Consider the following 23,320-nt stretch of genomic DNA (forward strand, 5'->3'; position numbering starts at 1 on the left):
CCGGCCGCACCCTCCCGCTCATTCCTCCGCGAGGAGCTTTTGTGCACCGCAATCGCAAGGTCACTTCCGGCGTCCTCAAGCCGCACTCCGCCGTGGCCGCTCTGCTGGCCGCGGCCACCGTCCTGGCCGGCTGTGAACGCGGCTCGTCGGGCGGCCCGGCGGACTCCACCTCGGGCACGAGCGGCTGCCCCGCCGTCCAGGCGAGAGCCCAGGCCGCCGTCAGCCGGGCGGAGCAGAGCGACGTCCCCTGGAACGGACCGACCACCGGCCCCAGGGCGGCGTCCGGCAGGACCATCGTCTACGTCGCCCAGACCATGACCAATCCCGGAGTCGCCGGCGCCGCCGACGGCGTGCGGGACGCCGCGCGGGTCATCGGCTGGAACGTCCGGGTGATCGACGGAGGCGGCACCCCCGCCGGCATTCAGGCGGCGATGGGCGAGGCCGTGGCCCTCAGGCCCTCGGGCATCGTCATCGGCGGCTTCGACCCCAACTCGACCTCGCAGCAGGTCGCGCGGGCCAACGCGGCACGCATCCCGATCGTCGGCTGGCACGCGGTCGCGTCCCCGGGCCCCAGCCGGCGGCCCGCGCTCTTCACCAACGTCACCACCAAGGTGGAGGAAGTCGCCAGAGTCAGCGCGCAATGGGTCATCTCGAGTTCCCACGGCGACGCCGGCGTCGTGATCTTCACCGACGCCTCGATCCCCTTCGCCAAGAACAAGTCCGATCTGATCAGGAAGGAGCTCGCCACCTGCTCGGGTGTGCGGCTCCTGGCGTACGAGAACATCCCGATCCCGGACGCGAGCAGTCGCACACCCCGGGAGGTGTCCTCGCTCCTCTCCCGCTTCCAGGACCGGTGGACCCACTCCGTCGCCATCAACGACCTGTACTTCGCCGATGCCGCCCCGGCCTTCCGCGCGGCCGGCAAGAAGGGTTCGGGGCCGCCCTTCAACATCGGCGCCGGAGACGGCGATCCCTCCGCCTTCCAGCGCATCAACAGCCGGCAGTACCAGGCGGCCACGGTGCCCGAGCCGTTGTCCCAGCAGGGCTGGCAGATCGTCGACGAGTTCAACCGGGCGTTCTCGGGCAGCCCCGCCAGCGAATATGTGGCCCCCGTCCACATCACCACGGCCGACAACAGCGAGGGCGCCACGACGTGGGACCCGTCGGGTTATCGGGAGGCGTACCGGAGGATCTGGGGTAAGTGAGGACGGCGACGTGGTCATCCGCGGTGCGGGGCGTACTCGGTGAGCAGGAGCGCGATGTCGTCCGCCCGGTCGGGGGACCGGCGGGCGTCCCGCAGCAGTTCGTCGGCCAGGTCCTCCAGGCGGTCCCCGCCCATACGGGCCAGCGAGGCCACGAGCCGGTCGACTCCGGAGGCGATGTCCGAGTCACGCCTCTCGACCAGCCCGTCCGTGTAGAGGGCGAGGACCGACCCGGGGACCAGCTGCAGTTCCGTCTCCGGGTAGTCGGGCGTCGCCTCGACGCCGAGCAGCGGGCCGCCCGGCACGTTCAGGACCTCGGCGTGGCCGTCGGGCAGCCGCAGCAGGGGTGGGCAGTGGCCTGCCCGGACGAGGCGCACGGCCCCCGAGCGGGGATGGAAGCGCGCGTAGCAGCAGCTGGCGAGCAGCGTGGGGTCGAGGTCGAGATGGAGCCGGTTGGTGCTGGCGACGACGTCGCCCGGCCGGTGCCCGGCGGTGACGAAGGCCCGCATCGCGCTGCGCAGCTGGCCCATGGTGGCCGCGGCGGCGACGTTGTGTCCCTCGACGTCCCCGACGATCAGCGCGACCTCGTCGCCGACCGGGATGACGTCGTACCAGTCGCCGCCGATGTCCATCCCCCCGGTGCCCGGCAGATAGCGCCCGGTGACGTGCAGGTCCGGCAGCTCGGGCAGCCGGTGCGGCAGCAGCGCGTTCTGCAGGCCGCGGGCGAGGGCGTATTCGGCGTCGTAGAGCCTCGCACGTTCGAGGGCCTGGGCGATCAGGCCCGCCAGTGCGGTGAGGACGCCGCGCTCCTCGGCGGGGAACCGGTGGATGTCGTCGAAGCCGAGCATGCAGGCGCCCACCGGGCGGTTGGAGGCGATCAGCGGCAGGAACACCCAGGAGCTCGAGTCGGCTGCCGGGATCCCCGGATACGCCCCGGAGAGCTCCTCCCGGGACTCGACGAACAGCGGCGCCCCGGAGGTCAGCGCGTCCGTCACGGGCAGCCGGGCATGCAGCGGTACGCCCTCGAACCGGGCGAGCACGTCCTCCGAGCAGCCGCGCTGCGCAAGCAGGTGCAGATGCCGCTCCTCGACCACGGAGATAGCGAGCTTCTGGCCGCCGAACGCGGGCAGGAGCTGCTCGGCGACCACATCGCACACTTCGTGCGCGGTGACCGCCGCGGTGAGGGCACTGCCCAGCTGGAGCACCCGGTAAAGGGCACCCAGGCGCGGGGCAGCGGGCGGGGGCGACAAGGAGACGGGCGGACCCCCCTCCGCGACGGGGGTACCCGGTCCGGTCCCGGTCGGAACCGGCTGCCGCACGGGGGCCGCCCATCCCGTCATGCCCTGCACGCCCGGGTGCAGGGAGAAGACGAGCCAGTCGTCGGGCGGGTGGCGGACCAGGAACGAGACCGGTTGCTGGGAGACCACGGCGGCCCGGTAGCGGTCCTCGTACACGGGATCGCCCAGCCAGGGCAGCACGTCCCAGGGGCGCTGGCCGAGCAGTTCGTCCTGGCGGACCCGCAGCAGGTTCTCCAGACTGTGGTTGGCGTAGGTGACACGACCGTCCGGGGACAGCGCGAAGAAGCCGTCCGCGAGCCGCTCGATCGCCGCCACCGCAGCCATGCCGCTTCCGGAGTCGAGCACGGCGCCGACCAGATGGGCCGCCGCCCGCGAGGCGCCCGTGGTCTCGGGTACCCGGCCCCACAGCTCGACGGCGCGCAGCGCCCCACCGCGATCCCGGATGCGCACGTAGTGGGCGAGCACATGCCCTTCCTCGACCGCGGCGCGGGCGGCGGAGCGGAAGCCGGGCAGATCCGCGGGCTCGATCCTGGCCGCCAGGGTGGCGGCCCGTCCGTCGAACTCGCGTGGCGGGATCCCGAAGATCGCGCACAGCTCGTCGTCGGCCGTGAGGGTTCCGGTGTCGAGGTTCCAGTCGAACAGGCCCACCCGTATCACCGGAGCGGACGGCAGGGGAACCACCACCGGAGCCGTCCGTTCGTCCCACTCGCCGAGCAGCCGACGGGCGCTGAGTCCGGCCAGGGCGGTGCCCAGCCGGTCGGCCGCGGAGCGCAGCTGCCGGCGCTGCGCTCTCGACAGTCCTGTCCCGTCGGGCCTGGACGTCCACAGCACGGCCATCGCTCCGAAGGACCTCTCGCCCGCTCTCACGGGCACCGAGGCGGAGCCGAAGGGGTAGGGCATGGCGACCGACAGTTGCGGGTAGCGCCGCATCGTCTCCTCCGCGTCGGCCAGGTGGACCATGCGCCCGGAGCGGTACGCCTCCGCCACCGGGAGATGGCTGCTCACCGGAATCCGACGCCACCCGCCCAGCAGGGAGGGCGGCGTGCCGCAGGCCGCGGCGAGGACGAGCGAATGGTGGTCGCCGGAGAGCAGGAACACACTCCCGGCGTGCGCACCGGTCACCTCCACCGCACTGACGACGGCACCGACCAGTGCGTCGTCGCGCTCGGGCGCCTCGCCGAGACTCGCGACGCCGAACGGGTACGGGCTCGATGGCACACCGGTGGCCGACACGCTGCCCTCGATCATCTGCGGAGAAATTTGTTCCATTTTAGGGGCGTTTGCAGGGCATGGGCGCTGTACCGGGGGAACCCGGCGATCTCGTACGGATCCTCAGAGCCGCCGGGATCCGCGACGAGCGGCTGCTCGAGGCCGTGCGGACGACCCCGCGTTCGGGATTCGTCCCGGCCGGTGGGACGGCCGCCGCCTACCGGGACGTCCCTGTGGCGATCGGACAGGGACAGGTCACCACACAGCCGTCGCTGTCCGCCCTGATGATCGAGAGCCTCGCGCTGCGCGGGAACGAGCATGTCCTCGAGGTCGGCACCGGCCTCGGCTTCCAGACCGCGCTGCTCGCGCGGCTGGCCGCAGACGTGGTCAGCATCGAGATACGGCCGGACCTCGCCCGGCAGGCGCGCGGCAATCTCGCGCGGCAGGAGGTACGGAACGTGGAGCTTCGGGTCGGCGACGGCAGCGGCGGTGTGCCGGAACGCGCTCCGTACGACGCGGTCGTCGTGTCGGCCGCCTTCCCCGAGGTGGCCGCGCCGCTGATCGCGCAGGTGCGCCCGTCCGGTCGCCTGGTGCAGCCGATCGGGCCGGGCGGGCAGGAGCAGGTCGTGTGCTTCGTGCGCACCGCGGAAGGGCTGGAGCGGTTGCGGGTGCTGACCCCGGCCCGCTTCGTGCGGCTCCACGGACGGTACGGCTTTCCGCAGGACGATGCGGAACCCTTCTGAGGTCGATGCGGAACCCTTCTGAGGTCCTCCCTACTCGTCTCCGACGCGTACCACGGCCACCGTGATGTTGTCGGGGCCGCCCGCCTCGACGGCGGCCTTCCACAGCTCGAAGGCCGCTCGGCCGTCGTCGTGCTCGCGCAGCACCTCTTCGATCACCTCCGCAGGCACCGGGTCGGTGAGCCCGTCGGAGCAGATGAGATAGCGGTCCCCCTGCGACAGCGGCGCGGCCGTCACGTGGGGGCGGACGGCGCGGAAGACCGGAGAACCGCCCAGGCACTGGGTGACGAGGGACGTGGTGCGCTGCCCGGGTTCGAGCGGGGGGCTGTCGTCGACGCTCACCTGGCGCAGCCCGTCGGGCTCCGCCGCGAACACCCGGCTGTCTCCCACGTTGAACGCCAGCAGCGAGCCCGGCTGTACGACGACTCCGGCGATGGTCGACCCCATCGCCGTGAGCTCACTCGGCTCGTCGCCGCCGGCGGCCTCGTACACGGCGCGGTTGCAGGCGTGCAAGGCAGCTCGGACGGCCTCCTCGTCGCCGAGGGCCGGTGCGACCGACGCGATCCGGCGGACGACCAGGGCACTGGCGACGTCGCCGCCCGGGTGCCCGCCGAGCCCGTCGGCGACGGCGACGACGAGGGGCGTCCCCAGCGCGAAGAGCATAGTCTGCGGATTCTCGGTCACCGTGGCGCACAGCGTCCACGGTCCGACGACGAGGCTGTCCTCGTTCCGTTCGCGAAGCAGCCCGGGGTGGCTCAGCGCACTCACAGCGACGTACGGCATGGAGCGCCACCGCCTTCCCGCACCGGACACACCGCCGGCGGCCGGGCCTTCGCTCCAGTCTAGGAAGGATCATCCGCGCACGGCGACCCGGTCGCGGACCGGTTCGGTCGCGTCCCGGCGGAAGAGCCACCTCAGCTCCGGCTCCACCGCGGGGCGGAAGACGCGCCGGACGGGTGGGGAGCACAACGCGGTGACGACAGCGGTGGCGGCGACGGTGACGACGGCCATGCCGAGCGGCCCGTGGACCCAGGCGGGGGCGTACCAGCCCCACGCCTTGGCACCCTGGGCGACGAAGCCGTGCAGCAGATAGCCGTACAGCGTGCCCGCGCCCAACCCGGTGAACCACATCCGCCGCCCCGGCACCCAGGACAGGAAACACGCGGTCAGGAGCAGAGAGCAGCAGAAGAGGACCAGCGTCAGCACGGGCCCGTACCAGCCCGGTGCGCCGAGCTCCTCCGCGCTGTCGCGGTGGTAGAGCCAGGCACCGCTGACCCGCGGCACCGCCCAGTACGCCCCGGCGAGCGCGCCCGCGAACACCGGTACGGACAGGATGCGCACCCCGCGACGGCGGACCAGCCGGAAGTGCTCCGGCTTCAGCTGCAGGCCCAGCACGAAGCACGGCAGGAACTGCAGGGTGCGCTGCAGATCGAGGTCGTTGCCCAGAGACGGCGCGAGGGTCGCCAGCATGGCGAGGGCGAGCGCGAGCGGCAGCGGCCGGCGCACCGTCCTCCACAGCGGGGTGGTCAGCCGCCAGATGAACAGCGCCGCCAGGAACCACGTCAGATACAGCGGATCCAGCAGGCTGATCGGGCGGTCCGGCTCCTGGTCCGTCCACCGGGTGAAGAGGGTGTACGCCGTCTCGAAGACCACGTACGGCACGGCGACACCGGTCACGAGCCGCCTGATCCGCTCCGGACTCGCCTCGAAACCGCGCGAGAAATAGCCGGCGATGACGATGAACGCCGGCATGTGGAAGGCGTAGACGAGCATGTACAGCGCGTTGACGGCCCGGCTGCCGTCGCGCAGCGGTTCCCATGCGTGCCCCGTCGCCACCAGCACGATCGCCAGGTACTTGGCGTTGTCGAAGAAGGCGTCCCGCGCTCTCGTGCGCTCGGCCGGAGCCGTCGTGCCGCTCTCGCGGGCGGTGTCGTGTGCGGGTCTTGCCGGAGCGGCGACTGTGTCCTGAGGCTGGGGCATCCCAGGCGCCTCACCGCTTCCGGCTGCCCCAAACCTGCCCGGGCGGGCGTGCGGGGAGGGCTGTGGCAGGCTGAGGCGTGTTGAGAAGGCCGGCCCTCATGCCCTGGCACGGCACCCCCAGGAGCCTTTCGTGACGTACGACATCACCGCCGTCCGCGCCCAGTTCCCGGCCCTTGCCGCCGGAACCGCGCACTTCGACGGCCCCGGCGGCACCCAGACCCCGCAACCCGTCATCCGGGCCGTCGCCGACGCGCTGGCACACCCACTGTCGAACCGGGGCCATGGGGCGCCGGGGGAGCGCAACGCCGAATCCATCGTCACCGAGACCCGTCGGGCCATGGCCGACCTGCTGGGGGCGCACCCGTCGGGGATCGTCTTCGGCCGCAGCGCCACCCAGCTCGCCTACGATTTCTCCCGCACCCTCGCGAAGACCTGGTCGCCCGGCGACGAGGTGGTCGTCACCCGGCTCGACCACGACGCCAACATACGGCCCTGGGTCCAGGCCGCCGCACGGGCCGGTGCCACCGTGCGCTGGGCCGACTTCGACCCCGATACCGGGGAACTGGCCGTGGACGACATCCGCAGCGTGCTGTCCGAGCGCACTCGGCTGGTCGCCGTCACCGCAGCCTCCAACCTGATCGGAACCCGTCCCGCGGTCGCCGAGATCTCGCGTCTGGCGCACGAGGCCGGAGCGCTCAGCTATGTCGACGGTGTTCATTACACGGCTCATGCGCTGGTCGACCTGGAGCAGTTGGGCGCGGACTTCTTCGCCTGTTCCCCGTACAAGTTCCTCGGTCCCCACCACGGGGTCCTCGCCGCCCGGCCGGAACTGCTCGAGACCCTGCGGCCGGACAAGCTCCTGCCGTCCACGGACGCGGTACCGGAACGCTTCGAACTCGGCACCCTGCCCTACGAGTTCCTCGCGGGCACCCATGCCGCGGTCGACTTTCTCGCCGGCCTCGACGCGAGTGCCGCAGGAACCCGACGGCAACGCCTGGCCGCGGGATTCGCGGCACTCGAAGCACACGAACAGACCCTGCGCACACAGATCGACAAGGGGCTGTCCTCGCTCCCGGACGTCACCGTCCACTCCAGGGCCGCCGACCGCACGCCCACTCTGTTGCTGACGTTCGAGGGCCGTGCCACGACGGACGCCTACCGCTTCCTCGTCGAGCGTGGCGTCCACGCGCCTTCGGGTTCCTTCTACGCCGTCGAGGCGTCGCGCCGGCTCGGCCTCGGTGACACCGGCGGCCTCCGCATCGGTCTCGCGCCCTACAACTGCACGCAGGACGTCGACCGGCTCCTGACCGGACTGTCCGAGTTCCTGACCTGACGGTTGCTCACCGCTCGGCTCCTTCACCGTGCGGATCAACGCGGCGGACATCGGAACGGGGGCACGGACCGCCCCCACCATGGTCGCGGCCGGCGCCCCGGGGGTCGCTCCGGAACGCGTCCAAGTACGTATCGCCCACAGCGACTTCGGACGGCGACGATCGCCGGTGGTTCGATGGGAACCCGCTCCTCGGCCTGGGCGGTCACCGTCGCGGCCGCCGAGCCGCGGGACCGGCTCACCCTGAGCGCCGGCACCCCGCCGGAGGGGATCCGCCCTGCGGATGCCGGTCGCGTACGTGGGTGCCATGGGCTCCCGCCGCGCCCATGCCGACCGTGACCGACGGCTGCGGGAAGCCGGCCTGCCCCGAACGGCAGTTGGCCCGGCTGAGGTCGCCGATCGGCCTCGACCTCGGCGCACGTACGCCCGAGGAGACGGCGCTGTCGATCGCGGCCGAGATGGTCGCGGCCCGCCGGGCGGTACGGGCGCCCCGCTCACCGGCTCGGGACGCCGATCCACCGCGACGTGGCCGTCTCCCGTCACGACGTTGATCGAGTGGTCACGGTCAGGACGCGGGCGTACGGTCGAACGGTGGAGGCGTCAGTGGGCGGAGCCGCCCGCTGATCCCGAGCGAGGGTGCGCCCCCCCGAGAGTGCGACATGCCATGAGCAGCAGCCCGCAGCCGACCTCTTCACCCCAGACCACCACCCGGGAAGCGGGCGGTGGCGGAAGCACGATGGCACTGCTGGTCATCGCGTCGTGCCAGCTCATGGTGGTCCTGGACATCACCATCGTGAACATCGCGCTGCCGCACATCCAGCGCGACCTGGACTTCTCCACCACGAGCCTGTCCTGGGTGGTCAACGCCTACACCCTCACCTTCGGCGGACTGCTGCTGCTCGGCGGCCGGACCGGCGACATCCTCGGCAGACGGCGCGTCTTCATCTTCGGGGTGCTGCTCTTCGTGCTCGCCTCCCTGCTCGGTGGTCTGTCCCAGAACTCCGGCCAACTCCTCGCCGCACGCGCCCTCCAGGGCGTCGGCGGCGCCATCGCGTCCCCGACCGCCCTCGCCCTGATCAGCACCACGTTCCGGGAGGGCCCCGAGCGCAACAGGGCCTTCGGGGTCTTCGCCGCGGTCTCGGCGGGGGGCGGCGCGATCGGGCTGCTCGCGGGAGGGATCCTCGTCGAGTGGCTGAACTGGCGCTGGGTGCTCTTCGTCAACGTCCCGATCGGACTGCTCATCGTCCTCGCCACGCCCCGCTGGATCAGGGAGTCCGAACGCCACCCCGGCCGCTTCGACGTCACCGGCGCGCTCACCTCCACCGTGGGCATGGTGCTGCTGGTCTACGGGTTCATCAGGGCCGCGCAGGACGGCTGGCGGGATGCCCTCACGCTGGCCTCGTTCGCCGCGGCCGCCGTCGTCCTCGCGCTGTTCCTGATGATCGAGCGGCGTTCCAGGCAACCGATCACACCGCTGCACATGTTCGCCGACCGCAACCGGGCCGGAACGTACGGCATCATGCTGTGCCTCGCCGCAGCGATCTTCGGGATGTTCTTCTTCCTGACCCTCTTCGTGCAGAACGTGCTGGACTTCAGCCCGCTGCAGGCCGGGCTCGCCTTCCTGCCGGTCAGCGCGGTCATCGCGGTCGGCGCCGGGCTCGCCTCACGGTTCCTGCCCGTGTACGGGCCGAAACCCTTCATGGTGGTGGGCGCGGTCCTCGCGGCGGCCGGCCTGAGCTGGCTGACCCTGACCGACGTCCACTCCACCTACGCGGGCAGCGTCCTCGGCCCGATGCTCGTCTTCAGCCTGGGCATGGGCATGGAGTTCGTCTCCCTCACCCTGATGGCACTCTCCGACGTCCCCACCCCGGAGACGGGCGCGGCCTCCGGCCTGCTCAACGCGACCCAGCAGGTCGGCGGCTCGCTCGGACTGTCCATCCTGGTCACGATGTTCGGCACGGCCAGCCGCAACGAGGCCGAGGAACAGATCCCGCGGTTCCTCGCCCAGGCGACCCCCGCCGAGCGCGTGAGGTTCCAGCGCACCGGGAACCTGCCGCGGCCCTGGGCCGACGAGGTCCTGACCGCAGGGGCCACGGCCGCCTTCGTCATGGCGGCGATCTTCACCGCGCTCGCCGCCCTGATCGCCGTCCTGGTCATCCAGGTCCGCCCCTCCGATCTGGAACGCCTCAAGGGCGGGACGGTTTCGGGCCCGGTCTGAGAAGGCGCCTCACGTCCGGGGGCGCGGAAACGTCTCCAGGGCCCTGGCGAGGCCGGAGGCATCGGTGCCGATCTTGCGGTAGGCGAAGGACAGCAGTTGTCGCACGCCCTGCTCGGTCAGGCGCAGTTCCTTCGCGACCACGGCCACCGGGTCTCCCTCGGCGGTCATCTCGGCGGCACGGCGTTCGGGGGCGGTGAGGGTGTCCGTCTGGGCGTAGCGCAGGGGCAGCGGGCGCAGTCCGGCTGCGGAGAGTTCGTCCCTCGCGCGGGTCGCCAGGGCCTCGGCGCCGCAGTGGACGGCTCCTTCGAGTCCCTGGTAGAGGCGGTCGGCGGCCTCCTGCAGGCGACCGTTGCGGGACAGCGCGGCCCCGTGGCCGACCAGCGTGCGGGCCAGTTCGTAGGAGGCGGGCGACCGTTCCAGCTGGCCGGCGGCCTCCGCGTACAGATCGAGCGCCGCCGCTCCTCCCGTCACCTCGGCCTCGGTGCTCAGCGCCTGCCCGATCGCGGACGCCGCGCCGAAGTCCCGGGCCCGCTTCACGGCGTCCCGGGCGAGACGTACGGCCCGGTCCGGGGCCGTACGCGCGACAGCGGAGGCCAGATCCAGCTGCCAGGGGCACCAGGCGGGGTTGCGCCACGCCCGCTTCTCCAGCCATTCCCCGACGTCGGACAACAGCCGCGCCGCCTCGGGGTGCTTCCCCTCGGCCAACAGCAGTTCGGCGTACACCGTGCGGGGATCGGGGTAGATGACCGCATTGGGGACCTTCTCGCCGTACCGGTAGGCGTCGGCGAGCCGGCGCGCCTCGGCGGTCCGGCCGCGGGCCAGAAGGGTCTGGATGAGGATGCCGACGGCGAACCACTGGGCGGGTACGGCGCCTTCGACCCGGTCGGCGATGCGCAGGCCTTCCCGGGCCATCTGCTCCGCCTCGGCCAGGCTGCCCCGCCGGTAGCGGATGTAGCCGGCGAGGGTCTGGCCCAGGGCCAGATGGGAGCCGCGCCAGCCCTTGCCCGCGCATTCCGCGATGCCCCTGGTGAACAGTTCCTCGGCCCGCCGTGGCTGGTCGCAGTACATGAACACCAGGGCGACCGAGACGGGCACCTCGAAGCCCCGGTTCTCGTCGGTCCAGCTCAGACCTCCGCGCAGGGCCTCCTCGGCACAGGAGACAACGGTCTGCCGCGGCTCGCCGCACAGCATGGCGTCCCAGGCCCGCAGTCCCAGGATGTACCGCTCCTCCAGACCGCGGCCGGGCAGACGCCGGGCCAGCCGTGCCAGCCTGCGCGAGCGGGCGGACGAGTCGGGCTCGTCGGCGCGGGTCGAACTCCAGACGAAGTGATCGGCCTGCATACGCAGCCGGATACGCGGAGTGGCGGCCCGCCGGGCCTCGTCGGCGGCCACGGTCGCGGCCTCGGCCATCCGGTCGGTGTGGGCGAGCGCCTGAGTGAGCCGGTAGGCGATGGAGGCGCGCAGCTCGGGGTCGACGTCGGGTTCCTCCAGCGCCTTCCGCAAATGGCGCACCGTGGCGGTGGGTTCGATGAGAAAGGTCGAGCACGCGAGTTCATGGAGGAGCGCGGCCCGGTCCTCCGGAAGCGGAGGCTCCTGCAGCGCGCGGGTCAGGGCGCGCCGGGCGGCTTCCGGTGCCCCGGAACGGAGGTATTCACGCGCGGCCTCGCGGAGGCATTCGACCGCCTCGGGCTTGCCCTCGCAGGGAACCTCCAGCAGGTGCCGGGCAGCGGCCGTGGGACCGTAACCCGCCGCCCGGACGGCCTCGGCCGCCGCGTTGTGCAGGCCGACCCGCAGGGCCGGTGGGATGGACCGGTAGATCGTCGTGGCGATCAGCGGGTGGACGAACTCCAGGTCGGCCCCGGGTTCGTGGCCGTCGGCGAGGACTCGGACCGCGCGCAGTCGTTCGACCGCCTCGGAGGCCGCCGCGCTGCCGAGCACCGCGATGGTCGCCGCGAGCTCCGGGGAGACGGGTGCACCGAGGACGGCCGCGGCATGGGCGAGGCGGACGGTGGTCGTGCCGAGCCGCTGGAGGCGCTCGATCAGCCCCGGGCCCTTGACCGCGGTGGCGAGGTCCCGCATCGCCGGCAACTCGAACTGCGCGCCCCTCAGGTTCCGTTCGCCGAGCCTGATGGCGAGTTCCACGGCCTCGAAGGGGCTGCCACCGGTGACCGTCCAGCATTCGTCGCAGAACTCGTCCTCGGCCCCTTCCCCTACTTCGTCCCTGACGATCCGTGCCACGCCGGCCGCGGTGAGGGGCGCCAGGGTGCAGGGGCGATCCCCATGACGTGCGATGAGCGAGTGGAAGGCGGGTGCCTCGGGCGGAAGGTCGTCGGGCCGGTAGGCGAACACGATGAGGAGCGGCAGGTCCGCGACCCGTGGGGCGAAGGAGGCGAGCCAGTCCAGGGACTCGACGTCGGCCCAGTGCAGGTCGTCCAGGAGCAGGACGAGGGGCGCCTTCATCACCGCGAGACGCGTCATGACCCAGTCGAGGCCGTCACGCACACCGGTCGGATCCGGCACATGGGCGGTGTCCGTGGCCTCGAGGCCGAGCGCGGCGGCCACGATGTCGTACCAACTGCCCAGGAAGGTCCGGCGTTCCGCCTCGGCCATCGTCGCCAGCACGGGCTGGATGAGCTGGCGAACCACGTGGAACGCCAGCTCCTGTTCCTTCTCGCCGCCCCTGCCCGACAGCACCGTGAATCCGTGCGCGGCGGCTCGGACACGTGACTCGGCGACGAGCCTCGTCTTTCCCAGACCGGCCGGACCTGTGAAGGCGAGCAGCCCGCCGTGCTGCGCTCGTGGGACGCCGTCGGCGGTGCCGCGCAGGTCCGCCAACGCGGTGTCGAGGGCCCGGAGTTCCCGGTCGCGCTCGAGCAACGGCCGGGATTCGCCGGTCGGTCGGCTCGCTCCATGCTCCATGCGCTCTACCGCTTCCTGTCGCTCGTCCTCGAAGGGCAGCGCCGAGCGTAAGCCCCTGCACGACACGCGATGCGAGCGTTGCCGAACGAGAATGACAGGGATGAGTGAACCGACCGCCGGATCGGTTTGACCTGCTGCTACTCGGGCATCGCACCATAATTGGCCGCTTCACCGTCAGAAGGCGGGGCCGCCGCGGCGTCCGCGTACCGTGGGACGCTCCGGGACCAGTAGTAACACCCCCGGATCCAGCCGGCCATGCCTTCCACATAGCCGACACCGGCGGGGCTCAACTCCGGTTCGACCTCTTCGTAGAGTTTCTCGAACTCGCCGATCGCGCGGTTGATCCGGCGGACGGCCGACAAGACGGCCTCCGGCAGGGAGGTGCCGCCCGCGCGCTGGTAGGCGAGGGCCAGATTGATCATTCCGCCCGCGCGTTGCTCCTTCACGGCGGAGAAGAGGTCGGGAATCCACACCGCCGCGTCTGCAGACAGCCGCTCGAGACGCCGCATGGCAGGGTGATGGAGTTCCTGCGGGGCCAGCTCGTGGGACTGCGCGGCTTCGCACAGCGGGTAGAAGGGCTCGACGCCTGCGATGAGTGCACGAATCGAGCAGCACATGCGCATCGGCAGGGGACGCGAGTCGGACTGGGCCACCGATTCGTACAACAGGCCGTGTACGTACTCGCGGCTCTTCCAGGCCCATCGCTCGGCCTGTGCCGGTGTACACCGCTCCTGCACCTGCGTGCAGAGATCGGCGAGAGCCGCTCCGAGGGACGTAGTGGGCGGCCGGCCGTCCCGCAGAATCCCGATGCTCTCGCACAGCATGGGGAGCAGTCGCCCCGGCCATCGCCTGCCGACCTCTTCCGCCCGGTCGTCGAAGACGAATTGATAGGCGATTTGATTCGCCACGATCTGGAGGAGGCCGGAATCCATGGTCGGGCTGTTGTAGGAGGCGAGTTCCGCGGGACGAGTGCGGGAGATCATCGCCGCCATTTCTGCCGAGTCCGTCAGCCCCCACGTTCGCAGCCAGGCGTCCACTCCCGCCGCCGCTTCGGATGCGTGCCGATGGGACAGGAACGGGAAAGGCATGTAGAGGTGGGCGTCGATCAGTTCCTTCAGATGGGAAGCCGGAATTCCGTCCTGCGGGGCGATCGCGACTTCCTCATGTGCTGTGGTCACCGTCGTCACCAATCCGAGCGCGCTTCGCAGGTCATCATCAGCGACCTCGGTCCCAGGGTCACCGCGGGACGGGGCTGTTCGACAGGCTCGGACGGATGGCGCAGGCGCCAGCGTCCGGCGATGGTCGCGAGGGCGACCGTGGCCTCCGTCATGGCGAACACGTTGCCCATGCAGGCGCGGCTGCCTGCGGCGAAGGGGAGGAAGGCCCCAGCGGGTGCGGCATCGGCCTGCTCCGGCAACCAACGGTCGGGCAGGAAACGGTCGGCGTCGGCGAACGAAGCGGGATCGCGGTGCAGGAGGTAAGGGCTGTACAGGACGGTGGCCCCCCGGGGGATACGGTGCCCGGCCAGCTTCGTTTCCCTGGTGGTGATGCGGGTGAAGAGCCAGCCGGGTGGGGAGTGCCGCAGCGTCTCGGTGACGACGGACCGGGTGTGGACCAGTCGCGGCACGTCGTCCGGGCCCGGTGACCGTCCTGCGAGAACGGTGTCGACTTCCTTGTGCAGACGGCGTTCCGCCTCCGGGTGTTGCGCCAGCAGACTGAAAGCGGAGGCCAGGCACAGTGCGGGGGCCTCGACGCCGGTGAGGAGGACGGTGATGAGCTGGTCATGGAGCTCCTGCCCGGTGATTGCCGCCGCTCCGTCCCGGCCGTGCGCGGCCGCCAGCAGCATCCCCAGCAGATCGTGCCGCGGAGCACCCCGCCGGCGCTCGGCGACGGCCGAGTCGACGATCGCGTGCATGCGGTCGACGGCGCGCCGGTAACGGCGGTTCGCGGGTGTGGGGACGCGGAACGGGGCGTCGACCGGCACGATCGTCCGGACGAACAGACCCCGGACGACCACAGTGAGACAGTCCCGCAGCTCGGCGACCGTCGCGGAGCCGAGAGAGTCCGAGAACAGAACTCGACTGATCACCTGTGTCGACAACGCCATCATCGCCGCACTGACGTCGACCGTCCGCCCCGCCCGCCACGTACGGCAGGCATCCTCGGCCTCCTCGGCCATGAGGTCCGTACGCTCGGCGACGCGAGACGGCCGGAAGTCGGGCTGCAGCAGCCTGCGCCTGCGCCGATGCTCGTCCTGGCGACATGTGACGACGCCGTCACCCATCACCGCGCGCAGCCTCTCGTACTGCGAGCCTCCCTTGTCGAACGTACGCGGGTCCATGAGTACTTGGTGGGTCAGTTCGGGGTGGCAAACCACCCAAGCGTCCATGGGGCCCAGGCGTATCCGCACCAAATCCCCATGAGCGGGAAGAGAATTCAGAAAGTCCAACGGCCGACGGAACAACGAGATACCATGGCCAATGAACGGGAATATGCCTGGCGCAGTAGCCACCGTCCATACTCGTTCCGGCTCACGCGCGGCAATGCTCATCGCTTACCACCGTCCTCGGTCGACGCACGGAAGTCGGCAGTAGCTCACCGACTTGACACTTGAGTCATGGTTCTGCCCAGTTCAACCCGTCGTCGGCTTCCCGAATCCTTTCTCCGTGGGGGCGCAAAGGAGCGTGCGGGAGCATTACACGTGCGGTCTTTACCATGCGCCACATCTGCCGTGCAGTCTCTCCGCATTACGCTCACAAATGAGGCAGGAGGAAGGGAACCGGTGAGCTCTGTTCCCCTCCTATACGAATTTCGCGGTGAGTTCGTGCTTCAGGCCGAGTGGTGGACGACCGGCCGGTACCGCGCAGGCGGTCCGGCCGGTCATCTCGGTCCTCGTGGTTATCGCGTGCCCTTCGCGGCGAACTGGGCGACCTGGTCGACGTTGTCCTTGGTGATGAAGGCGGGGCCGGTCAGGATGGGGGCGGTGCTGCCGCCGCTGAAGTTGCCGTTGGTCTTGTAGAGCCAGAGTGAGTCGACGGCGAGGTAGCCCTGGAGGTAGGGCTGTTGGTCGACGGCGAATTCGACGTCGCCGTTCTGGACGGCCTTGACGAGGTCCTTGTTGAGGTCGAAGGTGGCGACCTTGGCCTTGCTGGTGGCGTCGGAGACGGACTGGACGGCGGTGAGGGCGATGGGGGCGCCGAGGGTGACGACCTGGTCGATGGTGGAGTCGGCCTTGAGTTTGGCGGTGATGGTCGACTTCACGGAGGGCATGTCGGTGCCGTTGACGTAGAGGATGTCGGTGGTGCCGGTGAAGCCCTTCTTCAGGCCGGCGCAGCGGGCTTCGAGGGCGACTTGTCCTTGTTCCTGGATGACGCACAGGGCGTGCTTGGCGCCGAGTTGGTTGAGGCGGGCGCCGAAGGCCTGGCCGGCGATGTTCTCGTCCTGGCCGAAGTATTCGAGCATGCCGAGTTTCTTCCAGTCGTCGACGCCGGAGTTGAAGCCGACGACGGGGATGCCGGCGGCGTTGGCCTTGGCGACGACGTCTTTCATGGCGTCGGGCTTGGCGGCGGTCAGGGCGATGCCGTCGACCTTTTGGTCGATGGCGTTCTGGACGAGGTTGGCCTGGTTGCCGGCGCTGGGGTCGCTGGAGTAGACGAGTTTGATGTTGTCCTTGGCGGCGGCGGCCTGGGCGCCCTTGCGGATGAGGTCCCAGAAGGTGTCGCCGGGGGAGGCGTGGGTGACCATGGCCACGGTCATGCGGGGGGTGGTGGCCTTGCCCGCCGAGGCGGCCGCGCCGCCTTCCTCGGACTTCTTGCCGCCGGAGCTGCTGGAGCAGCCCGTGGCGAGCAGGACGCCGGTGAGGACCGTGGCGGTCAGGGCGGCGGCTCGGTGGTTTCTGTGCATGTCCCTTGCACCTCGCTGTGCTGATCAGGGTGGAGTGGGGTGGGAGATGGACTGCCTTGGGCCTGGCGTGGTGGCGGTCGGCGTGCGGATGCCGTGCGTGGCGGCGGAACGCGGATGTGTACGGTCACGGGTGCGGACCGCTGATATATGCAGCTAGAGCGCTTTATTAGCGCGCTCTAGTGGCACGTACTATGGAGCCGCTCACAGGCGATGTCAACACGTATGTCAGGACGTTTCGACAAAACGCGGTGGACGTCGGTGGCCTTGTCCCGCCACCTCGCCCCGCCGCGCCCGCCGACACTGCGTGTTTGAATTTTCACACTCAGGTCCGGCTCGGTACTGTGTGACCATGCCCACGACGCCGCGCTGGCTGAACGCCGAGGAGCAACGGGCCTGGCTGGCCTACGTCGACTTCTCCACCCTCCTCGCCGACTACCTGAACCGGCAGCTGCGCCGCGACGCCGGAATGACGCACGCCGACTACAGCCTCCTGGCCTACCTCTCGTCGACGCCCGAAGGCGCGCTGGGCATGTCCGACCTTGCACATCGCCTGAAGATCACCCGCAGTCGGCTCACACACGCGGTGAACCGGCTGTGCGACGCGGGCCTGGTGGACCGGCGGGAGGACCCCGCCGACGGCCGGGGCCAGCTCGCCGTCCTCACCGACGAGGGGTACGCCCTGCTGGAGCGGGCCGCTCCCGGTCATGTGGATGCCGTACGCCGGGCGGTCTTCGACGCCCTGACCCCCGAACAGGTGCGCCAGTTCGCGGAGATCGGCCAGGCGATCAGCGATGCCCTGCACCGGGTGGAGACCGCCGAGACGGACCCGGCCGTGCTGCCCTGGCGCCGCCGCTGAGCCGCGGCCGGACGGCCGTCCCGGTGACCCTCCGGGGCTCGGGCGGGCGTCAGGCGAGCGGTCGTAACTCTGGGTAACTCCCAACCGGGGTGGGGAGATCAGAGGGGGGACGTGCCGCTGGAGCTGGTGCGGTTCGCGGTCCTGGGGGCCCGTGCGGGCATGGCGGGGGGACGTCGAGCCGGAGTTCGGGGGGCCGCAGGACAGAGAGCCTTCCTGGCGCTGCTGCTGCTGGTGCGGGCGGGACAGCCGGTCGCAGTGAGCGAGATCGTCGACGTGCTGTGGGGGAGCGAGTCCGCCGCGCAGTGCCGTGAACGTGATCCGCCGTCACATGGGTTCCGCTCCGGCGCCTGTTGGAACCCGGTGCCCACCCGCGGGTCAGGACGCCGGCTCGTGCTGGGCGGCGGCGGTTACCAACTGCTCACCGACAGGGGCTCGTCGGACCTTCTGCGTTTCCGTGCGCTCGAGGAGGAGGCCCGGAGGGCCGTCGCCGCCGAATCGCCCACCCGGGCCCTGGAACTGCTCACGCAGGCACTGTCGTTGCGGCGAGGACGGGCCGCCTCCGGGATACCTCCGGAGTCCCGCGCGCACCCGGCGTTCGGCGCCCTCGACCGGGAACACGTAGCCGCCGTGCGGGAGGCGGCCGACCAGGCGCTGCGCGCCGGTGTTCCGGACGCGGTCCTGCCCGCCCTCCGGCCGTGCACCTGCGGGCAATCTCCGCCCATCCATCGGTTCCAGCGTGACGGAGCACGCAGCGCCCTCATCGTGAAACAGCGGGAGATCGACATGTCCGACGCCGTAGAGCCGGTTCGGCCGGTCCTGGAGCCCGCAGCCCAGGCGTTCGCCGAAGCCACCCGCCGACGCGATCCCGAGGAGACGGCAGCTCAGCCCTCGACCCAGCCATGCCCCTTCGCGAACTGCGCCAGGGCGCCGCGGATCTGCAGGATCTGGTCGCCGGTGAGCGAGGGCGCCGCGGTCAGCAGGACCTCTGTGACGTCCGCCCTGAACTCCTGCGTGGTGAGCACGTCGCACAGGGAGTCGTCGTCCAGGGGCAGCGGCTTGCCGTCCGCTCCCCGGGCGAGGCGGACGCCGGTCGCCTTCGGCCCCCGCTCACCGTCCTCGATCTCGAACTCCACCACCACACCGCGCCGCACCTGCGACTCCGGCATCAGCATGTCGTTCACATGCAGGAACACATCGTCCCCACCGTCGTCGGGAGCGATGAATCCGTACCCCCGCGCATTGTCGAACCGCACCACACGACCAGCAACCATGCCAACCCCCAGCAGACCGGGCCCCGTGCCCGGAGAACATGGCCTGATCGTAGTGGTCCGCGGACGGCACTTTTCCGCGAGGCATGACGTTCACATGGGGGAGGGTGAGATGACACGAGACGAGAAGCGAACCGCGGACGCAGCCGACGCCGCGGAGGCACTGCGGCATGCCCGGTTCGGCGCGCTGCCGGAGCGGATCCGCCTGGAGGACACGGTCGAGGAGAAGCCGGCCACGGTGCCCGATCCGGCGAGGGACACGTACAACCCGGACGAGTGGCTCGTGCGGTACTGCCTGTGAAAGGGCCGGGACGCCGGGGTCAGGAGCGCGACGCCCGCTCGGCGTCCCGCTTCTTGATCCGGGCCGCCTCCTTGCGCACGTCGGCCTGTGTGGCGCGCTCCTTCTCCAGCCACTGAGGCATCTCGTTCCTCAGCGCCTCGATCTGCTCTGTGGTGAGCGCTTCCGTGACGCCGCCGCGGGCGAGGCCGGCGATGGAGACGCCCAGCCTCGCCGCGACCACCGGCCGGGGATGCGGGCCGTTCTGTCGCAGCTCCCGCAGCCATTCGGGCGGGTTCTCCTGGAGCTCGTTCAGCTCGGCGCGCGAGACGACACCCTCCTGGAACTCTGCGGGGGTGGCGGGGAGGTACACACCCAGCTTCTTCGCCGCGGTGGCGGGCTTCATCGTCTGGGTGCTCTGGTGCGACTTCATGGTGTCCAGACTATCGGCCGCTCACCCAGGCCCCCGACCACAGCCGGTAACCTGGCGGCGTGACAGGCACGGAGGATTCCCCCCAGTTCCGGCTCGCGTACGTCCCCGGGGTGACGCCCGCCAAGTGGGTGCGGATCTGGAACGAGCGCCTGCCCGACATCCCCCTGGCCCTCCTCCAGGTGACGGCAGCCGAGGCATCCGACGTGCTGCGCGGCGGCGACGCGGACGCGGGCTTCGTACGGCTGCCGGTCGACCGCACGGTGTTCAGCGCGATCCCCCTCTACACCGAGACCACGGTGGTCGTGGTCCCCAAGGACCACCTCGTGACGGCGGCGGAGGAGGTGTCCCTCGAGGACCTCGCCGACGAGGTCGTCTTCCACCCGCTCGACGACGTCCTCGGCTGGGAGCAACCGCCGGGACAGCCCGCCTTCGAGCGTCCCGCCACCACGGCGGACGCCGTCGAGTTGGTGGCGGCGGGCGTCGGCGTCCTCCTCGTCCCCCAGTCGCTGGCCCGGCTGCACCACCGCCGGGACCTCACCTACCGCCCGGTCGTGGACGCTCCCCGGTCGAGCGTGGCCCTGTCGTGGCCGGAGGACGCGACCACGGACATGGTCGAGGACTTCATCGGCATCGTCCGCGGCCGCACGGTCAACAGCACCCGCGGACGCACCCAGCCGCAGGCCCGGCCCGAGCGCGAGGCCGGCACGCGGCGGAAGCCCGCTGCGGGGAAGGCCACCGGCGGGGGCGCCAAGACGTCCGGCGGGGCCGCCCGCAGCCGCACCGGCACCCCGAGGGGCGGCAAGCGCGGCAGCGGCAGGCCCCGCCGCCGGTCGTAGCGCCCAGGGATCAGGGCACGAAGGTGGCGCTCCGCGCCGTACTCACCACCTTCGCCCCGTCGTCCTGGCCCAGCAGACCGGCGGTGACCCACGTGTCGACCGTGGACCGGACCCGCGACACCAGCGCGCCCTTGCCACGGAAGGGCGCCCCCGCCCAGATCTCGTCGAGCAGGGTCGTGCCGTCGGCCTTCGCGGGGTTGGCGACGCCGGAGTCGGAGGTGCCGAAGACGACCCGCGGTTCGGAGCGCCGGACGTACGCGTGCGTCGGATCCTCGGTCCCCTCGAAGAAGGGGCGAACTCGGTGCCGTCGAGGGTGTAGTGGAGGGGTTTGCCCGTCACCGGCGTGAGGCTGGGCAGCAGGTCGCCGGAGAGGGCGGCGTTGCGGTACAGGCCGATCTCCAGAAGGCCCGTCGCGGCGTTGTGGGCGACCAGGTTGACCGGACCGTAGAACAGGGCCTGCAGCGACGGATCGTCGAGGGTCTTCTCGACCCGCAGCCGGAAGGGCACGGCGACACGGACCGTGTCGCCGTCCCGCCAACGCCGGGAGACAGGGAAGTAGCTCCCGGGCTGCGGAGTGCCGCTCACGTCACACCCGTTGACCGTCACCCGGAATCCGGCCGTCGCCCACGCCGGAACGCGCAGCCGCAGTTCGAAGGAGGCGGTGCCGCCCCTGACAACGAGCGTGCTGCCCTGCTCCCGTGGATAGTCCGTCGTCTGCGTGACGGTGACACCCTTCTCGGCCCAGGTCAGCGTGGACGGGCTGTAGAGGTTGACGTAGAGGGCGCTGCCGTCGGCCTTCCTGAAGTACACCGAGTCCTGGTACTTGGTGGCGCTCTCCATGCCCGTGCCCTCGCAGCAGGTCGTGCCCTGCTTGGGCGTGTAGTCGCGCACATGGCCGGGCTTGAGGCCGATGAAGTACGTGACGAGCGGCTTCTCCGCGTCGGCCTTGTCCTGCTTGGAACCGAGCACCTGGTTGTAGAGGGCCCGCTCGTAGTAGTCGATGTACTTCGGGTCCTGCTCGTGGAAGAACAGCATCCGGCTCAGCTTGAGCAGGTTGTACGCGCAGCAGGACTCGGCGTTGGTGTCGCTGATCGTGCCCGCGATGACGTCGCGGGCCTTCCAGAACTCGGCCGTGCTCGTTCCGCCGATCCCGTACATACGGTGGGGGACGACCATGCCCCAGAAGTTCTTGGCGGCGGTGAGGTAGCGGTCCTCGCCCGTCGCGTCGTACAGCCGGATCAGGCCAGTGAAGATCGGGATGTGCTGGTTGGCGTGCAGGCCGTCCAGGGTGTCTGTGTTCGCGGCGCAGGCGTCGATGAGCTTGTCGAGGTCGAACAGTTCGGCCAGCGCGAGGTGATCGGCCTTGCCGGTGATCGAGTACAGGTCGACGATCGCCTCGACGATGCCGCCGAACTCGCCGCTGGAGAAGATGCCCCACATCCGCTGCAGCGTGGAGTCGGGCAGCCTGGACAGCCGGGCGTACATCCAGTCGCACATGCCGGAAGCGAGGTCGAGCGCCCGGTCGTCGTCGGTGGCGTCGTACGCGTCCAGCAGGCCCTTGAGGATCTTGTGAGCGGTGTAGTAGGGCGCCCACACCTTGGTGTAGTCGGGGCTGGTCCTGGACTCCAGGTCGATGAACTGCGTCTCCGGGTACGCGGCGAGGAACCCGGGGTGGCTCGGCGCGCCCCACGTGCGGCGCAGGGTGGCGGTCAGCTCCCGGCCGGAGGCGTCGGCGAACGTGCCGCCCGTCGTCTCGTCGAACGCGTACGACGCCAGGTCGCCGCGGCCCGCGGAAGAGTCGGCGGCGCGGTCGCTCTGCAAGGACGTGATCTCGTCCGCGGTCAGGGCCCGCGACCACACGTTGAACTCGTCGAAGGCGCCCGCGAACACCGGGTCGCCGGAGAAGTTGGAGCGGCCCAGCCAGTTGTTCGCCAGGGTGCCCAGCGCCGACGGGTTGAGGGTCATCGACGTGTTCTCGGCGACGGCGGTGCCGTTGACGTAGAGCTTGCCGGTGCTGCCCGAGATGGTGACGGCCAGGTGGCTCCACTGGTTCAGGGGCAGCGCGGTGGTGCCGTTGAGGCCCTGTTCGCGGCCGGGCCCGTTGGTTGTGATCGCGAAGCGCGGAACGCCGCCGGCGTTGCGCGCGGCCAGGTACATGTACCGGGTGGTGTTGTTGCCGAAGTCGAACACCCGGGCCCAGGTGCTGTTGTGGGTGGGCTTGACCCAGGCGGACAGGGTGATCGCGGGGGCGCCGCCGAGCACACCGGCCGGCAGGTCGACGTACTGGTAGGAGCCGCGCACGTTCTCCGCGGCGGTGCCGAACCTCCCTTCGGTGCTGAGCACGGCCGGATCCTCGCGCAGCGCCGCGCGGACTTCGGTGAGCGCACCCACCATGGTCCGGATCTTGTCGGCGTACGCCTGGTCACCGGTGGAGGCGTACGCCTGGGACAGCATCGTCATGAAGTGCCCGGTGTAGTGCCCGCGAAGGTTGCCGTTGGCCTCGCCGTCCAGCCCCTCCCAGCCGCCTGGGGCGACCGCGCCGAGCGTGGAGAGCCCGGCGTTGGCGCGGAAGACCTGCAGGAGCCGGTTGACGTCGTAGCCGCGGGCGTGGTCGAGCATCAGCGCGCGCTTGTCGGCGAAGACGCCCCGACCCAGCGTCACCTCCTCGAGCCCGAAGGGCCGTACGGTCCAGGCGGACGGGGCAGCGGGAGCGGCGGCGACGGCTCGGCCGGTCGCCGCCAGAGAGACTGCTGGTGCTGTCGCGGCGAGGGCCGCTGTCCGAAAGAGGGATCGTCTGGAGAGGGGCGGTGCCATGTGTCTCCTCCACGAGTCCGGCTTGTTCGAGATATCG

16 protein-coding genes and 3 pseudogenes are annotated in these 23,320 nt (G+C 70.8%); 9 read left to right on the top strand and 10 right to left on the bottom strand.

Annotation, left to right across the window (positions count from 1 at the left end):
* The first annotated feature begins 41 nt into the window (after positions 1 to 41).
* On the top strand, positions 42 to 1,205 hold the full coding sequence (locus tag ABZO29_RS39230; protein WP_367324951.1) for a substrate-binding domain-containing protein: 1,164 nt from the start codon (positions 42 to 44) through the stop codon (positions 1,203 to 1,205).
* A gap of 14 nt (positions 1,206 to 1,219) precedes the next feature.
* Here the strand turns inward: ABZO29_RS39230 and ABZO29_RS39235 are convergent, their stop codons facing one another.
* On the bottom strand, positions 1,220 to 3,769 hold the full coding sequence (locus ABZO29_RS39235; RefSeq protein WP_367324952.1) for a SpoIIE family protein phosphatase: 2,550 nt from the start codon (positions 3,767 to 3,769) through the stop codon (positions 1,220 to 1,222).
* 20 nt (positions 3,770 to 3,789) lie between these two features.
* Between ABZO29_RS39235 and ABZO29_RS39240 the strand changes: the two genes are divergently transcribed.
* A complete protein-coding gene (locus ABZO29_RS39240) occupies positions 3,790 to 4,452 on the top strand; it encodes a protein-L-isoaspartate(D-aspartate) O-methyltransferase (protein ID WP_367324953.1) in 663 nt (220 codons plus the stop codon).
* Between the two features lie 30 nt (positions 4,453 to 4,482).
* Here the strand turns inward: ABZO29_RS39240 and ABZO29_RS39245 are convergent, their stop codons facing one another.
* Both ABZO29_RS39245 and ABZO29_RS39250 read right to left on the bottom strand, forming a co-directional pair.
* Complete coding sequence (locus tag ABZO29_RS39245) at positions 4,483 to 5,232, bottom strand: PP2C family serine/threonine-protein phosphatase (RefSeq protein WP_367324954.1); 750 nt, start codon at positions 5,230 to 5,232, stop codon at positions 4,483 to 4,485.
* A 69-nt stretch (positions 5,233 to 5,301) separates the two neighbouring features.
* Positions 5,302 to 6,429 carry an acyltransferase family protein gene (locus ABZO29_RS39250; protein WP_367324955.1) on the bottom strand — a complete coding sequence of 376 codons (1,128 nt, stop codon included), beginning with the start codon at positions 6,427 to 6,429 and terminating at the stop codon, positions 5,302 to 5,304.
* Positions 6,430 to 6,559: 130 nt separating this feature from the next.
* Between ABZO29_RS39250 and ABZO29_RS39255 the strand changes: the two genes are divergently transcribed.
* The 3 genes and pseudogenes from ABZO29_RS39255 (at position 6,560) to ABZO29_RS39265 (ending at position 9,977) form a co-directional block, all read left to right on the top strand.
* On the top strand, positions 6,560 to 7,762 hold the full coding sequence (locus tag ABZO29_RS39255; RefSeq protein WP_367324956.1) for a cysteine desulfurase-like protein: 1,203 nt from the start codon (positions 6,560 to 6,562) through the stop codon (positions 7,760 to 7,762).
* A gap of 271 nt (positions 7,763 to 8,033) precedes the next feature.
* Positions 8,034 to 8,235: pseudogene (locus ABZO29_RS39260) on the top strand (XdhC family protein); the annotation flags it as partial.
* A 188-nt stretch (positions 8,236 to 8,423) separates the two neighbouring features.
* Positions 8,424 to 9,977, top strand: coding sequence for an MFS transporter (locus ABZO29_RS39265; protein WP_367324957.1), 1,554 nt, complete (start codon positions 8,424 to 8,426; stop codon positions 9,975 to 9,977).
* A 9-nt stretch (positions 9,978 to 9,986) separates the two neighbouring features.
* On the opposite strand, the gene ABZO29_RS39270 is transcribed toward ABZO29_RS39265, so the two are convergent.
* From ABZO29_RS39270 to ABZO29_RS39285, 4 genes are all read right to left on the bottom strand, one after another.
* Positions 9,987 to 12,896: an AAA family ATPase gene (locus ABZO29_RS39270; RefSeq protein ID WP_367324958.1), complete on the bottom strand. Its 2,910-nt coding sequence runs from the start codon at positions 12,894 to 12,896 to the stop codon at positions 9,987 to 9,989.
* A 137-nt stretch (positions 12,897 to 13,033) separates the two neighbouring features.
* Positions 13,034 to 14,074, bottom strand: a complete 1,041-nt coding sequence (locus ABZO29_RS39275) for a (-)-alpha-amorphene synthase (RefSeq protein WP_367324959.1) — start codon at positions 14,072 to 14,074, stop codon at positions 13,034 to 13,036.
* A gap of 5 nt (positions 14,075 to 14,079) precedes the next feature.
* Positions 14,080 to 15,447 carry a cytochrome P450 gene (locus tag ABZO29_RS39280; RefSeq protein WP_367324960.1) on the bottom strand — a complete coding sequence of 456 codons (1,368 nt, stop codon included), beginning with the start codon at positions 15,445 to 15,447 and terminating at the stop codon, positions 14,080 to 14,082.
* 347 nt (positions 15,448 to 15,794) lie between these two features.
* On the bottom strand, positions 15,795 to 16,799 hold the full coding sequence (locus tag ABZO29_RS39285) for a sugar ABC transporter substrate-binding protein (protein WP_367324961.1): 1,005 nt from the start codon (positions 16,797 to 16,799) through the stop codon (positions 15,795 to 15,797).
* Between the two features lie 349 nt (positions 16,800 to 17,148).
* Between ABZO29_RS39285 and ABZO29_RS39290 the strand changes: the two genes are divergently transcribed.
* Complete coding sequence (locus ABZO29_RS39290) at positions 17,149 to 17,655, top strand: MarR family winged helix-turn-helix transcriptional regulator (RefSeq protein WP_367324962.1); 507 nt, start codon at positions 17,149 to 17,151, stop codon at positions 17,653 to 17,655.
* Between the two features lie 159 nt (positions 17,656 to 17,814).
* A pseudogene (locus ABZO29_RS39295) lies at positions 17,815 to 18,288 on the top strand (BTAD domain-containing putative transcriptional regulator); the annotation flags it as partial.
* 248 nt (positions 18,289 to 18,536) lie between these two features.
* Here the strand turns inward: ABZO29_RS39295 and ABZO29_RS39300 are convergent.
* Positions 18,537 to 18,926 (bottom strand): cold-shock protein, encoded by a 390-nt coding sequence (locus ABZO29_RS39300; protein WP_367324963.1) that lies wholly within the window; start codon positions 18,924 to 18,926, stop codon positions 18,537 to 18,539.
* A gap of 109 nt (positions 18,927 to 19,035) precedes the next feature.
* Here ABZO29_RS39300 and ABZO29_RS39305 point away from each other — a divergent pair, with 109 nt between their 5' ends.
* Complete coding sequence (locus ABZO29_RS39305; protein ID WP_367326364.1) at positions 19,036 to 19,224, top strand: hypothetical protein; 189 nt, start codon at positions 19,036 to 19,038, stop codon at positions 19,222 to 19,224.
* Between the two features lie 19 nt (positions 19,225 to 19,243).
* On the opposite strand, the gene ABZO29_RS39310 is transcribed toward ABZO29_RS39305, so the two are convergent.
* Complete coding sequence (locus ABZO29_RS39310) at positions 19,244 to 19,633, bottom strand: DUF5997 family protein (protein WP_367324964.1); 390 nt, start codon at positions 19,631 to 19,633, stop codon at positions 19,244 to 19,246.
* A 59-nt stretch (positions 19,634 to 19,692) separates the two neighbouring features.
* Between ABZO29_RS39310 and ABZO29_RS39315 the strand changes: the two genes are divergently transcribed.
* Complete coding sequence (locus ABZO29_RS39315; protein WP_367324965.1) at positions 19,693 to 20,469, top strand: LysR family substrate-binding domain-containing protein; 777 nt, start codon at positions 19,693 to 19,695, stop codon at positions 20,467 to 20,469.
* 10 nt (positions 20,470 to 20,479) lie between these two features.
* On the opposite strand, the pseudogene ABZO29_RS39320 reads toward ABZO29_RS39315, so the two are convergent.
* A pseudogene (locus ABZO29_RS39320) lies at positions 20,480 to 23,283 on the bottom strand (beta-L-arabinofuranosidase domain-containing protein).
* Positions 23,284 to 23,320 lie beyond the last annotated feature (37 nt).

This window comes from Streptomyces sp. HUAS ZL42, from assembly GCF_040782645.1.
Lineage (GTDB): Bacteria > Actinomycetota > Actinomycetes > Streptomycetales > Streptomycetaceae > Streptomyces.